Annotated in this window: 12 protein-coding genes (1 of these 12 running past the window's edge); 7 read left to right on the forward strand and 5 right to left on the reverse strand. The window is 65.7% G+C overall.

The features are described from left to right. The 5 genes from tgt to BXU09_RS08285 all read left to right on the forward strand — a co-directional run. On the forward strand, window positions 1-317 hold the end of the coding sequence (gene tgt / locus BXU09_RS08265; RefSeq protein WP_078301781.1) for a tRNA guanosine(34) transglycosylase Tgt. 853 nt of this gene lie to the left of the window's left edge; only the last 317 of its 1,170 coding nucleotides appear in the window; the start codon falls outside the window, past its left edge; it ends in the stop codon at window positions 315-317. 346 nt (window positions 318-663) lie between these two features. Further along, window positions 664-3,753, forward strand: a complete 3,090-nt coding sequence (locus BXU09_RS08270) for an S-layer homology domain-containing protein (protein WP_078301784.1) — start codon at window positions 664-666, stop codon at window positions 3,751-3,753. A 129-nt stretch (window positions 3,754-3,882) separates the two neighbouring features. Next, window positions 3,883-4,827 carry a manganese-dependent inorganic pyrophosphatase gene (locus BXU09_RS08275; RefSeq protein WP_078301785.1) on the forward strand — a complete coding sequence of 315 codons (945 nt, stop codon included), beginning with the start codon at window positions 3,883-3,885 and terminating at the stop codon, window positions 4,825-4,827. Window positions 4,828-4,922: 95 nt separating this feature from the next. Next, a complete protein-coding gene (locus BXU09_RS08280) occupies window positions 4,923-6,218 on the forward strand; it encodes a folylpolyglutamate synthase/dihydrofolate synthase family protein (protein ID WP_078301787.1) in 1,296 nt (431 codons plus the stop codon). Between the two features lie 56 nt (window positions 6,219-6,274). Further along, on the forward strand, window positions 6,275-7,810 hold the full coding sequence (locus tag BXU09_RS08285; RefSeq protein WP_078304879.1) for a carboxypeptidase M32: 1,536 nt from the start codon (window positions 6,275-6,277) through the stop codon (window positions 7,808-7,810). Window positions 7,811-7,879: 69 nt separating this feature from the next. Here the strand turns inward: BXU09_RS08285 and BXU09_RS08290 are convergent, their stop codons facing one another. After that, on the reverse strand, window positions 7,880-8,131 hold the full coding sequence (locus BXU09_RS08290; protein ID WP_055362122.1) for a hypothetical protein: 252 nt from the start codon (window positions 8,129-8,131) through the stop codon (window positions 7,880-7,882). A gap of 352 nt (window positions 8,132-8,483) precedes the next feature. On the opposite strand from BXU09_RS08290, the gene BXU09_RS08295 reads away from it, so the two are divergent. Next, complete coding sequence (locus BXU09_RS08295; RefSeq protein ID WP_055362123.1) at window positions 8,484-8,873, forward strand: helix-turn-helix transcriptional regulator; 390 nt, start codon at window positions 8,484-8,486, stop codon at window positions 8,871-8,873. Between the two features lie 156 nt (window positions 8,874-9,029). On the opposite strand, the gene BXU09_RS08300 is transcribed toward BXU09_RS08295, so the two are convergent. The 4 genes from BXU09_RS08300 to BXU09_RS08315 form a co-directional block, all read right to left on the reverse strand. After that, entirely contained in the window at window positions 9,030-10,724 is a 1,695-nt protein-coding gene (locus tag BXU09_RS08300) for a polymer-forming cytoskeletal protein (protein ID WP_078301788.1), read from the reverse strand. 68 nt (window positions 10,725-10,792) lie between these two features. Then, the gene (gene moaC, locus BXU09_RS08305) at window positions 10,793-11,317 is read right to left on the reverse strand and encodes a cyclic pyranopterin monophosphate synthase MoaC (RefSeq protein WP_276205835.1); all 525 of its coding nucleotides are present in this window, start codon (window positions 11,315-11,317) and stop codon (window positions 10,793-10,795) included. A 1-nt stretch (window position 11,318) separates the two neighbouring features. After that, window positions 11,319-11,924 (reverse strand): YceD family protein, encoded by a 606-nt coding sequence (locus BXU09_RS08310; protein ID WP_078301789.1) that lies wholly within the window; start codon window positions 11,922-11,924, stop codon window positions 11,319-11,321. A 72-nt stretch (window positions 11,925-11,996) separates the two neighbouring features. Continuing rightward, window positions 11,997-13,055 carry a glucose-1-phosphate thymidylyltransferase gene (locus tag BXU09_RS08315; RefSeq protein ID WP_078301790.1) on the reverse strand — a complete coding sequence of 353 codons (1,059 nt, stop codon included), beginning with the start codon at window positions 13,053-13,055 and terminating at the stop codon, window positions 11,997-11,999. A gap of 255 nt (window positions 13,056-13,310) precedes the next feature. Here BXU09_RS08315 and BXU09_RS08320 point away from each other — a divergent pair, with 255 nt between their 5' ends. Next, complete coding sequence (locus BXU09_RS08320) at window positions 13,311-14,927, forward strand: polysaccharide biosynthesis tyrosine autokinase (RefSeq protein ID WP_078304882.1); 1,617 nt, start codon at window positions 13,311-13,313, stop codon at window positions 14,925-14,927.

A 14,927-nucleotide genomic window follows, 5' to 3' on the forward strand; every position in this document is an offset into this window, starting at 1 on the left:
TGAACTCCAGTGCGCCGCGCCGCCAGCTGGAACCCATGGACCCGGACTGCGACTGCTACGCCTGCCGGCACTACACCCGCGCGTACCTCGCGCACCTCGTGAAGGCCGAGGAGATGCTGGCACCCCGCATGCTGTCACTGCACAACCTGCGCTATCTGCACCGCCTGGTGGAACGTGCGCGCGCCGCCATTACGCAGGGTGAGTTTCACATGTGGGCCGATACGTGGGCCCAGCGGTACTTCAAGGGACAGATTCCGGACTGGTTCCGGCAGGCCCTCGAAACGGGACGCGGTGCAAATCCCCCGCGCGTCAACTGACCGTTCACCCACACTGACACCCCTTAAACCCTGACAGAACTGTCACAGGCGGCGCTTCCCGGACCGTTCCCGCGACCCCGGTCAGCCTTCATGACTTGATCAGAAATAGGCCTAATCGCGTAAAAACGTCGATTCATGCCCCTCTCAGGGTTGACCCACTCTCTTTCATGCTTGTATCATCCGCCTGATCTGACAGTTTTCATCCGACAGGAAGGAATCGTCAGGTTGCGCGAAAGAGACACCGAACGGCGAACCACTCCGGGAGAGGAAACCCGGCAACTCGCCCCAACGTCATCTTCAGAGCCGGAACGTACCTCCGACGCGCGACGACCTTTTGGGGGTTCATATGAAGAAAAGCCTGCTCGTTCTCACCGCCGCGCTGTCCTTCGGCGTCGCCGCCGCACAGACGGCCGCACCCGCCAGCGCACCCCAGGTGCCCGCACTGACCGACGTTCCCGCCGGTCACTGGGCCAAGGACGCCATCGACAAACTCGTCGGTAGCGGCATCATCCTCGGCTACCCCGACGGCACCTACCGCGGCACGCAGAACCTGACCCGCTACGAAGCGGCCGTCATCATCGCCCGCCTCCTCGAAGACATGAAGACCGGCACCGTCGTGCCCGGCGACATGGACTCCGAGACCCTGACCGCGCTGCAGAACGCGATCCAGGAACTCGCCGCCGACCTCGCCGCCCTGGGTGTGCGCGTCAGCGACCTGGAAGAGAACGCCGTCAGCCGCGACGACTTCGCCCGCCTCGAAGAGCGCGTCGAAGCCATCGCCCTGCAGACCGGCGAACCCGAAGCCCTGGCCGGCCTGACCAGCCAGATCGAAGAGCTGACCGCCCGCGCCGACGACTACGACACCCTCCGTGCCGACGTCGACGACAACGCCAGCTCCATCGCCGCCCTGAACGACCTGACCGTCCTCCTGAACCAGGACATCCTGAACCTCCAGGACCGCGTCAGCGCCGTCGAAGCCGCCCAGGCCGACCTCGTCGCCCGCGCCGACTTCGACACCCTCTCCGGCCGTGTCGGCGTCGTCGAGACCAAGGTCACCAGCCTCGACAACCGCGTCGCCCAGCTCGAGAAGTACGCCTTCAGCATCAAGCCCACCCTGTCCGCCACGTACTTCGTGGGCCGCGCGACCCGCGACATGGATATCGACCGCCTGCTGCCCGGCACCGTGCTGAGCACCGGTGATGACGGCAACGCCACCACCAAGGATAGCGCTGTCGACTACGCCGATTTCTCGGGCAGCCGCGCTATCGTCCTGCCTGGCGAAGAAAACTTCTACGGCTTCTCCAACGCTGGCAACCTGCCCAACAAGGCCGTCAAGACCGAAGGCAGCACCACCATCAGCTTCGGTATCACCTTCGGCAACAGCGGTAAATTCGACACCGCCAAGAGCGATGTGACCGGCGCCTACGTCAAGGGGAACGGCGGCCTGACCGTCAACACCGTCGACGTGAACTTCGGCATCCGCGCCGGTCTGCCTAGCAATGCGACTGCCCCCACCTACCTTTCCGGCCCCGGCGCCGATGGTGTGTATGGCACGGCAGACGACGTTCGCGCTTCCGTCTACCCTGACGTGAGCGGCACGGATGGCATCACCTACCGCCCCCTGTTCTTCTACTTCAAGAACGCTACCGCTGCGTTCACGGTGGGCAACGCTCCTGTGACCGTGACCTTCGGCAAGGGCCTGAAATTCAAGTTCTCCGACTACGTCGGCGACAACGATGCAGTCGGCCGTGGCGACGGCTTCAACGTGAAGATCGACGGCAGCACCCTGCCCGTCATCGGTGCCTTCAAGCCCATGATCAACACCGTGTACGGTAGCCGTGGCGGCGCCAACGGCGACAACCTGTACTACCGCGGCGTACGTGCCGAGATCACCCCGGCCGGTACCCTCAAGGCTGGGCTGCAGGTCCTGCAGGAAGGCGCTGACGCTTTCGGCCAGCCTGCTGGAACGCCCAACGACGTCACCGCCTACAGCGCCGACCTGCAAGGCGCAGTTGCTGGCTGGCAGATCAACAGCGAGTACGCCCGCAGCACCGCCGCTACCGGCACCACCAGGGACGTCCAGACGGCCTTCTACGCCAAGACCAGCGGCACCCTCGGACCCGTCAAAATCAGCGACCTGAACTACCGCACGGTCAGTGCCGGTTACAACGCGACCGCCGGGATCATGGAAGCGGCCCCCACGACCACCAACAGCACCGCTCCCTACGTCAACGGCCGCACCGGCTTCGGCGTGAAAGTCGCCACCAACGTCGGTCCCGTCGCCCTGGGTGGTTACGTGGATAACAGCGTGGATTACGGCAAGAGCCCCCTGAACACTGACAAGGAACCGACCGCCATCGTTGACCGTGGTGTCACCGGCCGCGTCAGCCTGTTCAACCTGGTCACTGTGCGCGGCGGCTACTACGAGATGCTGACCGGCACGAACTCCCCCCTCGACGCTGCCTTCGATGGTAAGAACGGCGTGCGTTACGCCGTGCGCGGCGACGTGACCCCCGGCCTGGGCTTCAGCGTGGGCGGCTTCTTCCGCAACGTTGCCAGCGGCAGCACCCGCATCGCCGACGACGGTGGTCTGTTCAGCAAGGGCCTCTATGGCACCAAGAACGCCTTCAACCTGACCGGCGACGACATGGGCGTCAACAGCTGCTCCGGGATCGAGTCCAGCGACGCCGTCACCTGCTACAGCGAGTACGGCGTAGAAGCCAAGCACAACGGCAAGGACGCCAACGCCCTGGTCAAGAACCTCGACCTGACGCTCGGCTTCAAGGCCCGCTACCGCGTGATCGGCAACACCAGCGGCTACACCAACAACGTGTTCTACGGCAACGCTGCCTACAACACCAAGGTCGGAGTGGCGAACATCAACCTGAACGCGGGCTTCGAGAACAGCGACTTCGCCGCGAACGACGCCTCTGCTGACTACACGGCCCTGAACGGCACCCTGGACGTGAAGACCGACGTGCTGAACATCGCCTTCAAGCCCAGCCTCGAAGGGTACGTCAAGGCCTACAGCAAGCAGTACAGCACCAACAACGGCACGGCCACCCAGACCTACGCCGCCAACGACGTGACCTACCGCGTCGGCGTGAAGCTGAACGAGTTCCTGCTCCCCAACACCAAGCTGGCCGTGTACTACGCCGGTTACCAGGGCAAGAACCGCATCTACACCCCCTACGTCGCGGGCGCTCTGGACAGCTCGGGCAACGCTACGGCCGGCACGGCGGGCAGCTTCAGCGACAGCAACCACGGCCGCACCATCAGCCAGGACCTCGTGTACGTTGAAGCCAACTACTACGACCTGAGCTTCGGTTACGGCTACGGCAACCTGCGCATGCGCGACGCGAACAACACCGTCGTGCCCGGCGCCGCCGATGCCAAGGGTTCCGTCTTCAAGATCAGCTACAAGGTCAACTTCTAAACCCCACTCTGAATCCCCAGGGATTCGCAGGAGAGGCCCCCGCCACGTGCGGGGGTTTTTCCTGTTGTGCGGCGCCCTGTGCAGCCCGGCGGGTTTCGCGGTGAGCAGACGTGCGGGTAGACTGCGGGTATGCTTGCTGTTTTTGGTCACCTGAACCCCGATACCGATGCCATCACGGCCGCGCTGGTGTACGCGCGCCTGCTGACCCGTCAGGGCGTGGACGCGCAGGCGTTCCGTCTGGGGGAACTGAATTTCGAGACGGCGTTTGTGCTGCGTGAAGCGGGCGTGGACGCCCCGGCGCTGCTGCCGGAACTGCCGGCGGGCGCAGCGGTGGCGCTGGTGGATCACAACGAGAGTGCGCAGTCCGCGCCGAACCTCGCGGAGCTGAACGTGACGCGCGTGGTGGACCACCACAAACTGGGTGACCTGAGTACCGCGCAGCCCGCTTACCTGCGCTTTGAGCCGGTGGGCTGCACCGGGACGATCCTGCTGAAACTGCACCGCGAGGCGGGCCTGAGCGTGGAGCCGCTGGACGCCCGGCTGATGCTGAGCGCCGTCCTGAGTGACACGCTGCACTTCCGCAGCCCGACGACCACGCAGGAGGACCGTGACGCGGTGGCGTTCCTGGCGCCGGTCGCGGGCATCGAGGACGTGGAGGCCTACGCGCTGGCCATGTTCGCCGCCAAGAGCGACCTGGGCGACACGCCGGCCGAGGCGCTGCTGCGCATGGATTACAAGGTGTTCCCGTTCGGGGACGTGGCGGCGCCGCAGGCGTGGGGGATCGGCGTGATCGAGACGACGAACCCGGCGTACGTGTTCGGCCGGCAGGCGGAACTGCTCGCGGCGATGGATCAGGTCAAGGCGGAGGACGGTCTGGCGGGCGTGCTGCTCAGCGTGGTGGACATCCTGAACGAGACGAACCGCACCCTGGTCCTGAGTGCCACCGAAGGGAAGGTGCTGAGCGAGGCGTTCGGCGTCACGGTGGACGGGCCGGTCGCGGACCTGGGCCGCCGGATCAGCCGCAAGAAGCAGATCGTGCCGACCCTCGAAGGGTACTTCGCGCCCCAGGGCTGAGGCGGCCGGGCAGCGGGTGGGGAGGAGGCCGGGCGACGCCCGCCTGGACTCCTCCCCACTGCCATGGCCGGGGGCGCGCGGCCTATGCTGGGCGGATGAGTGCAGGACGTGACGGCAGTGCGGACGTGAGGGCGCAGGCGTGGCAGGCGGAGCTGGACTGGCTGTTCGCGCGGCAACGGTTCGGGGTGCATCCGGGGCTGGGACGGGTGCAGGCGCTGCTGGCGCGGCTGGGTGACCCGCAGCGGTCGTTCCGGACGGTGCTGGTGGGCGGCACGAACGGCAAGGGGTCCACGGCCGCCACGCTGGCCGCCATGCTGCGCGCGGGGGATGTGCGGGCCGGCCTGTTCACCAGTCCGCACCTGACGCAGTTCACCGAGCGGTTCATGGTGGACGGCCAGGAACTGCCCGAGGAGGTGGCTGCGGCGGCCCTGGCCCGCGTGCGCCCGCAGGCGGAGGCGGTCGAGGCGTCGTTCTTCGAGATCGTGACGGCGCTGGGCGCGCTGCTGTTCGCCGAGGCGGGCGTGCAGGTGGCGGTCATGGAGGTGGGCCTGGGGGGCCGCCTGGACGCCACGAACGCGCTGGACCCGGTGCTGAGCGTCGTGACGAACGTGGGCCTGGACCACACGGAATTCCTGGGCAGCACCCCGCAGGCCATCGCGACCGAGAAGGCCGGGATTCTGCGGGCCGGGCGTCCGGCCGTGGTGGGGGTGGGCGCTGACGTGGAGCCGATCTTCGCCGCGACCGGCGCGGACCTGTGGCGGCTGGACGACCACCTGCTCGGCACCCGTCTGCTGGGCTGGGAGGGGGGGCAGGTGACGCTGCGCGGCCCCGACGGGCCCGTGACCCTGCACACGCCGCTGCTGGGGCCTCACGGGGCGCGTAACGCGGCGCTGGCGGCCCTGGCGGCGCTGAGGCTGGACCTGCCCGCCGGGGCCGTGACGCGCGGGGCGGCTGCCGCGCAGTGGCCGGGCCGGCTGGAGGTGCTGTCCTGGCAGGGTGGGCGGGTGCTGCTGGACGGCGCGCACAACCCGGACGGCGCGCGGGCGCTGGCCGACGCCCTGCGGGAACTGGGTGTCGGCCCGCTGCCGCTGGTGTTCGGGGCGGCCGGCGACAAGGACATCAGCGGGGTGGTGGCGGCGCTGCGCTCCTGCGCGTCCGAGGTGATCCTGACCCGCGCGGCCCTGAGTCCACGGGCGGCCGATCCGCAGGCACTGGCCTCGCTGTTCGCAGGGTTGCCGGTGACGGTCACGGACTCCCCGGCGGCGGCGCTGGCGGTTCTAGCCGCCCGTCAAGCGCCGCTGGCGCTGGTGTGCGGCAGCCTCTACCTGCTGGGCGAGGTGCGGCCCCTGCTGCTGGGCGAAGCCGCCGGGGGCCGTGAACGCTGGCAGTAAGAGGCGGCCTCCGCCAGATGGCCTACGGTGCGCCGGGCAGCGCTACCCTGATGGTCATGACCACGCCTGACCAGACGGCCCCCGAAGCGTCCCCGACCACGCCGGTTCACCCGACCATGCAGGCCCTCGGCCGCCGCCTGGGGCAGGTCAGTGACCTGAACGCCGCCGCCAGCCTGCTGTCCTGGGAGCAGGAGACCTTCATGCCCGAGGAGGCCGCCCCGGTGCGCGGGCAGCAACTGGCCACGCTGGCCGGCCTGTCGCACGAACTGTTCACCGCTCCCGATACGGGCGAACTGCTGACGGCCGCGCAGCCGCAGACCCCCACCGATGAGGCGGTCGTGCGCGTCGCCCGCCGCGACCACGCCAGGGCCACGCGTCTCCCCACCGATTTCGTGGAGGACCGCACCCGCGCGCAGAACGAGGCGCACCACGCCTGGATCGAGGCCCGCCGCCACAGCGACTTCTCGGCGTTCGCGCCGCACCTGGAACGCATGATGGATCTGGCGCGCCGTCAGGCGGACCTGATGGGCTTTGGCGAGCACCCCTACGACGCCCTGATCGACGATTACGAGCCGGGCATGCGTGCCTCGCAGGTGCAGGCGGTGTTCGCGGACCTGCGCGACCGCACGCTGCCGCTGCTGGAACGCATCCGCGCCGCCGGGGACGCGGCCGACTACAGCGTCCTGACCCGCCCGTTCCCCCCGCAGGCGCAGAAGGACTTCGCGTGGCGCGTGGCGGGCGAGGCGTTCGGGTTGCAGGGCAGTTTCGCGCGGCAGGACGAGAGTGCGCATCCGTTCCAGTCGAACTTCAGCCGCAGCGATATCCGCATCACGACCCGCGTGGAGCCGTACTGGCCCGCCTGCCTGTTCGGTACCTGGCACGAGACCGGGCACGCCATGTACGAACGGGGCGTGCATGAACGCTGGGCGCGCACGCCGGTGTCGGCCGGGGCGAGTCTGGGCGTGCACGAGAGCCAGTCGCGGATGTTCGAGAACCTGCTGGCCCGCAGCCTGCCGTTCTGGGAGCGGTACTTCCCGCAGCTTCAGCAGGCCGCGCCTGCCGTCACCGAAGGGCTTGATGCCGGGGCGCTGTACCGCGCCGTGAACCGCGTGAATCCCAGCCTGATCCGCGTGGAGGCCGACGAGGTCACGTACAACTTCCACGTGATGCTGCGCTTCGAGCTGGAACTCGCGCTGCTGGAGGGCAGCCTCGCGGTGCGGGACCTGCCGGACGCCTGGAACGCGAAGATGCAGGCGTACCTGGGCCTGACCCCGCCCGATGATGCGCGCGGCGTGTTGCAGGACATTCACTGGTCGGCCGGGCTGATCGGGTACTTCCCGACCTACACGCTGGGGAACCTGCTGAGCGTGCAACTGCTGGAGGCCGCGCAGCGCGACCCTGCCGTGGCGCAGGGCGTGGGCGCCGCCGAGTACGGCCCGCTGCGCGCGTGGCTGGTCGAGCATGTCCACCAGCACGGCCGCAGCCTGACCCCGGCCGAACTGACCGTGCAGGCCACCGGGCAGGCCCTGACCGCCGACCCGTACGTGGCGTACCTGCACCGCAAGTACGGCGGGATCTACCGCCTGGACTGACGGCAACGTGAAAGGCCCCCGGTGACGTTCACGCCGGGGGCCTCTGTGGTGTGCTGGGAGGGGTGCAGGTCAGCTGGCCTGTCGCCGCTCGGCGCGGGTGATCAGGTACGCGCGGGCCGAGTTCAGCCACTTCTGGGCGAGGTCGCTGTGCGGGTGGCCGCGCTCCCGCATGGCCCGCACGCCCAGCTGTAACTGCCGTTCCATGCGCCGCACGGCGACCAGTCCGCCCTCGTTTTCCAGTTCGATGAAGGTGTTCAGGAGGGTGGTGGGGTGGGCGTGACCCAGGCGGATGCTTTCGGTGATGGTGTCCAGTGAGCGCATGGGGGGGCACTCCTTCCCGCCCGGTGGGCGGCGAGGTCGGTGGGGCCGTGAGGGTCCAGAGCGGGCGCTGGGAGCGGTCCAGACGGTGATTATGCTGACCAAGAATCTCTGTGCTGATTACGATCTGTGCAGATTCTAGCAGGTCGGTATCGGGATGGGCAAGAAGTCGCGCGGCGTATTCTGTATTGACCGTACCGATGCCCGGTGTTACACTCCAACCAAGGCTGCCCCATTCTGCCCACAGGCAAACAAGGCCTGAACCAGAGGAAGACGCCCCAGGCGGCACGCGTTGCCCCGCTGGACCACATCCAGCACGCAGCGTGAGGCCACGCCGCAGCCAAGGAGGTGAACAATGAAACTGCACGAAAGACTCCGCGAACTGCGCAGCGAACGCGGGCTGCGGCTCAAGGACGTCGCCGAGACGGCCGGGATCAGCGTCCCGTACCTCAGCGACCTCGAACGCGGCCGCACCAACCCCAGCCTGGAAACCCTCCAGACCCTGGCCGGCGCGTACGCCATCACCGTTCACGACCTGCTCGAAGGGGTCGAGTTCTACGGTCCGTCCACCGAGGGCTCCCTGCCCAAGGGCCTGGCCGACCTCGTCGCCGATCCCACGCTGGGACCGCAGATCACGCCCGACTGGGTTCGCACCCTGTCCCGCATCGAACTGCGCGGCAAACGCCCCCGCGACAAGCAGGACTGGTACGAGATCTACCTGCACCTCAAACGCATCCTGAACTGACGTTCAGTGCCAACGCGCAATGCAGCCAGCACCGACCCGCCAACGCGCAGGTCGGTGCTGCGCTGTTGCGCGGGCTGTTTCAGTGTGGGAAGGCCATGGGGCGTTCAGACGGAGTCCAGGCTGAATGGTTCTGCACCCACTCAACCGCAGTCGGCATCAGGCGGCGCCCGGCAGGTCCAGGGTCTCGGTCGCCTGCCCGCGTGCCAGCAGCAGCGTCCCGGCTCCCCAGGCGCCGCCCACCAGGGCCAGCGCGAAGGCCAGGGGCGGCACGCTCAGGCTGGCGGCCACGGCGCACAGGCCCAGCATGCCGCCCACCGCGTCCGGGACCGGCAGCCGCGCCCGCAGCGCCACGGCGCGTCCCACGTCGTACGCGCTGACGCTCAGGCCCAGCGCCAGCAGGACGGCTGTCAGGGCCAGGGCGATCAGGGCCGGACCCAGCAGGCCCGCCAGGGCCAGCCCACCGGCCGGGCCGAGCAGGACCGCGAGCGCCAGGATGCCCAGCGCCAGCGTCCGGACCGGGGCGTGGCGCTGCCGCCGCGCCAGCACCGGCGCGAGCCCCGACACGAACAGCAGTAGCAGCGCCCCGCCGGTCAGCGTGACGAAGACCTGCGGCCACGCGGCGCTGCCCAGCCACCCCAGCACCGGCCGGAACGCCGAGGCGGTCACGGCCGCCAGCCCGCGCGGAGCCTCGGTCGCCAGCGCCTCGCGGTCCCCCGGCGCGTGACCCAGCAGCGCGTTGACCCGGCCGGCCACCTGCGCGTCCGGCGCGCGGTACACGTCGCCCAGCAGGGTGATGACCTCGCCGCGCACGTCCGCGCCGCTGTTCAGGTGAACGTTCCCGCCCACCGTGATCACGTTGCCGTTCACGCGGCCGCTCACCTGCACGTCCTGCCCGAAGGTGACGCCGCTGCCGGCCAGACCGTACAGCGCCGGGAGGGTCAGGGCGGCGCTCAGGGCGAACGCCCCGGCCCCCAGCCGCTGCATGACCGGCGTGGGCCGGGCGCTGACCAGGGCGCTCGTGAGCAGCAGCAGCGCCAGCCCCACGCCCGCGACCGGCGACACCTGCGCCAGCAGCGTCTGAATCACCAGCGCGCCCGCCGCGAGGTTCGGCCAGACGGTCACGACCCCCAGCAGCGTCAGGGATAGCAGCAGCGACACCACCAGAATCAGGGGGGCCGGGTTGTGACGGGTCGGGGCACCCAACGCGTTCAGCGGCGGGAACGGGACAACCGCAGGACGGAGATCGGGGGAACGGACCTCGGGGGAGAGGGCGGCGGAAGGGGCCGCTCCGATCTCCGGCACGCTGGCGGCCCCCGCCTCCGCCGCGACGCGCGCCGCCACCCAGGACGCCACGCCCACCGGCGGCAGCGGCCCCGGCTGAAGCTGCGCGTTCCAGTTCACCCGCTCGGCCACCGCCCCGGCGCCACTGGCCGCCGGGGGTAACGACGCCCCCAGCGCGACGTGCAGCCGCACGTCCCGCACGACCTGCGCAGCGACGCTGCGGGGCGCAGGTACCGGATTCAGCTGCGTGGCCAGACGGATGTCGGCCGCCACCGCCGCTGCCACCGACGACGGCAGCGCGGGCGGCGACCCGAGACAGGCCGCCAGCCGCACCTCACGCGCCACGCCCGCCGCGACGCTGCGGGGCAGGGGAGGGGAGGCCGCCAGGGCGGCCGCGCAGGCCGTGAGCCGCCGCCGCTGCCGCTGCACCTGCGCGCCGTCCTGCTCTTCCAGGGTGCGCAGGGTGGCCCGCTGCGCCTCGCTGAGCGCGCCGTCGGCTTCCAGGTGAAGCAGGTCCAGCCACGCGGGCGCGGCCGACCTGACTTCCGGGTTGTGACGTTCTGCGCCCATACGCTTCCTCTACGTTGAACAGACCAACCGGGTTCCCGGCCCGCGCTTCACCCCCCCGCTGGCCCCCATCACTCCAGCGCAGCGGTCCCGGCCTCCGCGGACGGCGCGCTGTAATCGCCGCTCTTGCCGCCCGACTTGGCCAGCAGCCGCACGTCGGTGATCTCGATAGCCTTGCTGGCCGCTTTGAGCATGTCGTACACGTTCAGGGCCGCGATCGTCACGGCCGTCAGCGCCTCCATCTCCACCCCGGTCGGCGCGGTTGTCCGCACGGTCGCCAGCACCCGCACGCCCGCCGGTTCCAGCGTCACCTGCACGTCCGCGCCCGTCACGGGAACCGGGTGGCACAGCGTCACGAGGTCCGCCGTGCGTTTGCTGCCCGCCAGCCCGGCGAGGCGCGCCACGATCAGCGGATCACCCTTCGGGTTCGTGCCGGCTTCCAGCGCCGCGCGGGCCGCTGCAGGCAGCCGCACCCACGCCTCGGCGGTCGCTGCGCGGGCCGTGGCGACCTTTCCGGTCACGTCCACCATGCGCGGCAGGCCGTCCCGGAAGTGCGTCAGTTCCGGTGTGGGTTCCGGCCGGGTCTCGCGGCTCACGTCACTCCTCCGGCAGTTTCAGGTCGGCCAGCGCCGCGAAGGGGTTCTGCCGGGCGTGCAACGAGCCTTCCGGCGTGCCCAGCTGATCGTCGATCTCCTCGACCGGCACCTGCGCCATGTGCTCGCACGGCCCGTCGTTCAGGTCATGCCCGCACACCTGACACAGTCCACGGCACTCCTCGTCATGCAGGACGCTCAGCGGCGCGCTCAGCAGCGTCGTCTCCGCCAGGTACGCACTGAGGTCCAGGTTCGGATCACCGAACACCAGCACCTCCTCGCCCGTCTCGGCCTCCTCCAGGTACGGCGCGTCGGCCGACGGGTCGTAGCGCATCAGGGTGCCCAGCGAGATCTCCAGCGGCACATGCACTTCCCGCAGGCAACGGGCGCACTCCATGACCAGCACCGGTTCGAAGGTGCCCTGCAGGTACATCTCGTTGCTGCCCAGCGCGTTGACATCCACCTCGAACGGCGCGGGTTCCGCGAACCGCAACGTGTGCAGCGTGCGCCCCTGCTCGTACTGGAGGTGATCAAGGCTGCCTTCGGCGTGCGCGTCCTCGGTCGAGGAGCGCAGCAGGGAACCCAGGTGAATACGAGGTGAATCCGTCATGCCCCCATGATAAGGCCCCGTCCCTGACACAACCCTGCCGCCACACCCAAACGCCCACTCCCCGCGCGGCGCTCAGGCGAGTTCGACCACGCTCGCGTCACTGATGGTCAACTTGTGCGTGCGCGGCACCGTCCGGCCCCCCCGCACCTGCGCCCGCACGCCGATCAGGCAGTCCTGCAGCCGGGTACTCAGGTGCTCGATCCGCGCCTCGGCGTCGATCACGCTGTGCTCCACTTCGGCGCCCCGCACCACGCTGCCCTGCCCGATGCTGGTGAACGGTCCGATGTACGCGTCCTCGATCACCACGCCCTCGCCCAGCATCACCGGCCCCACGATCTTGCTGCGCGTCACCCGCGCCGACGCCGGAATCACCACCCGGCCCGTGATCCGCGAATCCTCCACCGTGCCCCGCACGTCCAGCACTACCCGCTCCAGCAGCAGGCGATTGGCGTCCAGCAGGTCGGCTGGGCGACCCGTGTCCTTCCACCACCCCATCACCGGCTGCCCCAGCACCGCCGCGCCCGCCTCGATCAGACGCTGGATGCCGTCCGTGATCTCGTACTCACCCCGCGCGGAAGGCGGCATGCCGTCCAGCACCGAGAAGATCTGCGGCGTGAAACAGTACAGGCCCGCCACCGCCAGGTTGCTCGGCGGCACCTTGGGTTTCTCCACCAGCCGCGTGATGCGCGTCCCGTCCATCTGCGCCACCCCGAACGCCGTGGGATCCTCGACCTCCACCAGCGCAATCAGCGCCGCCGGACGTTCGGCAGCGAAACGTTCCACGAACGGTTTCGCCCCGAACTCGAACAGGTTGTCGCCCAGGTACACGCAGAAATCGTCCTGACCCACCCAGTCGCGCGCCACGAGCACCGCGTGCCCCAGCCCCAGCTGCTCATGCTGATCGATCAGCGTCACCTGCACGCCCTCCACGCCCCCGACTGCATGCTGAATCTCGACCCGCGTGATCTCCGAAACGACCACCCCGATCTCGGTGATGCCGGCCGCCTGCAAGGTCTCGATGGCATGCACTATGATGGGTTGGCCTGCAACCCTCAACACCGGCTTGGGCCGCGTGTACGTGAGAGGACGCAGGCGGGTGCCTAGGCCAGCAGCAGGAATAATGGCTTTCACTGCTACAGGTTAAACGATAAAAAAGGTAACAGCAATAGAAGTTAATAAAATTATTTTAGGAAAATAATATTCATCTCGTTGTAATTTGAAATAGAGGGCGTATAAATTCCATTTTCAAAGAGGTGTTCGCTGCATGTGTAAATCTAGTGATATAATGAGAAGGCAGTTTAAAATACAATTACTTCAATCTATAAGCCCTCTTGTAAGATAATCCCAATCAGCCCGTGTTAATATACTCGAGACAGAAAGGTAAAAATGATAAACAAACGCGACCGAGATATAGATGTCAGCTCATTAGTTTTTTCAATGAAACGCAACATGGCAGTAATTTCTTTGACCAGCTTGGCATTAGGGTTGACTGCTTACATTGCATCTAAAAACATGACCCCGTCTTATGAGTCTAGCGCTGTTCTCTTGGCATCTGGAAGTCAGTCTATATCTAGCAATATAAATTTAGGAGATGCGGTGATAACTTCGCAGCCTCTGCCGGAAGGTGCCTTGCAGCAAGCAATACGCAGCACGGTGATTATTAATCCACTGGTGGAATCTATTTCATCTTTAGATGAAATACCTCTAGATGAAAGAGAGTATATAAGCCAGAAGCTAAAAAGAGAACTGAGTAGTCAAGATTTTAAGTCAATCACATTAGAGTCCAGGGCAGATCGCATAAATGGAAACGGCGGTATATATATCATTCGAGCTCGGGCTCGAACCGCTGAAGCATCTGCATTAATTGCAAATGCTACTAGTAATGCTTTAATTGAATGGGATAAAGGAAGGGCTCTAGAAAATATACGCCGTGCAAGCGTAGGCTACCGCGCTCAGCTTCTTCAATTAGAAGAGCAGCTTGATCGGCTTGGCGTTAGTAGCGGTCCGGATTATCAAACCCTTGCATCCAGAAGGACTGCATTGCAGGAGAATTTAATTAAATCAGAGATATTAGCCAGCTCCACAAATGGTATTTTGAGTGAATTATCTAGAGCCCAGATACCAACAAATCCGAAATCTCCTAAGCCAATTTTATATAGCTTGATTGTAATTGTGCTTACGCTAATGCTAGGAGTGCTGGTTTCCTTCATGCTGTCGATTTTCGACAGAACGATAAGGAGCGAGGATGATTTACTTGAGATAAATCTTCCAACCTTGGCCACGGTCCCTAGGATTAGGCGGAGGGACATCGTTTTCTCTGGCATAGTACGCGCAGGTAGACAAGCAGGTCTCTATGAGGCTATGGGTTTCTTAAGAGTCAACGCTCTTAATATACTAAAAAATTCAGAAAAGCCAATAATAATGATTACTAGCACTGCCCCCGGAGAGGGAAAAAGTAGTGTAACGGCTACGTTGGCTGATAGTTTTGCTGCCAGCGGTAAAAGAGTATTAATTGTAGATGCGGATCTAAGGCGAGGTACTCAAAATGAAGTTTGGAAAAAATATGGCGAATCAGATAATTGGGTGCAAATAGTTGGCGAAGGTGGTGCTCGTAATACCATAGATGCTCTCAGCGATCCTAATAATGTTGTGGCATTAAAGGTAGAAGAATATGTAGATGTGCTGCCTTCCGGTACGGGCTTACACGACAGTTTGTCTTTATTGAACAAGACCGCAATTGGTGACGCAGTTCGCCTTTGGAAGGCTAACTATGATATAGTGCTTATTGATAGCGCCCCTCTTTTATCTTTAGCAGATGGTCTTTTGATAGGTCAGCACGTCGATGGAATTATAGTTGTGGTTGAGTATGGTCGTACGGATTTGAGATCACTTAAAAGCACCTTGCGTAGATCCGAGAGGTCAAATTTAAATGTTATTGGAGCAGTAATCAATAAGGCTAATATGTCGGAAGAGGGATCTTATAGCTATTCCTATAAGCAATAA

It is taken from the genome of Deinococcus sp. LM3 (assembly GCF_002017875.1).
Classification (GTDB): domain Bacteria; phylum Deinococcota; class Deinococci; order Deinococcales; family Deinococcaceae; genus Deinococcus.

Coding starts and splice junctions, on each gene's coding strand:
- BXU09_RS08280 (WP_078301787.1), top strand. CDS start 4,923: ATGAGTGCAGGACGTGACGGCAGTGCGGACGTGAGGGCGCAGGCGTGG.
- BXU09_RS08275 (WP_078301785.1), top strand. CDS start 3,883: ATGCTTGCTGTTTTTGGTCACCTGAACCCCGATACCGATGCCATCACG.
- BXU09_RS08300 (WP_078301788.1), bottom strand. CDS start 10,724: ATGGGCGCAGAACGTCACAACCCGGAAGTCAGGTCGGCCGCGCCCGCG.
- BXU09_RS08285 (WP_078304879.1), top strand. CDS start 6,275: ATGACCACGCCTGACCAGACGGCCCCCGAAGCGTCCCCGACCACGCCG.
- BXU09_RS08310 (WP_078301789.1), bottom strand. CDS start 11,924: ATGACGGATTCACCTCGTATTCACCTGGGTTCCCTGCTGCGCTCCTCG.
- BXU09_RS08320 (WP_078304882.1), top strand. CDS start 13,311: ATGATAAACAAACGCGACCGAGATATAGATGTCAGCTCATTAGTTTTT.
- BXU09_RS08270 (WP_078301784.1), top strand. CDS start 664: ATGAAGAAAAGCCTGCTCGTTCTCACCGCCGCGCTGTCCTTCGGCGTC.
- BXU09_RS08295 (WP_055362123.1), top strand. CDS start 8,484: ATGAAACTGCACGAAAGACTCCGCGAACTGCGCAGCGAACGCGGGCTG.
- BXU09_RS08290 (WP_055362122.1), bottom strand. CDS start 8,131: ATGCGCTCACTGGACACCATCACCGAAAGCATCCGCCTGGGTCACGCC.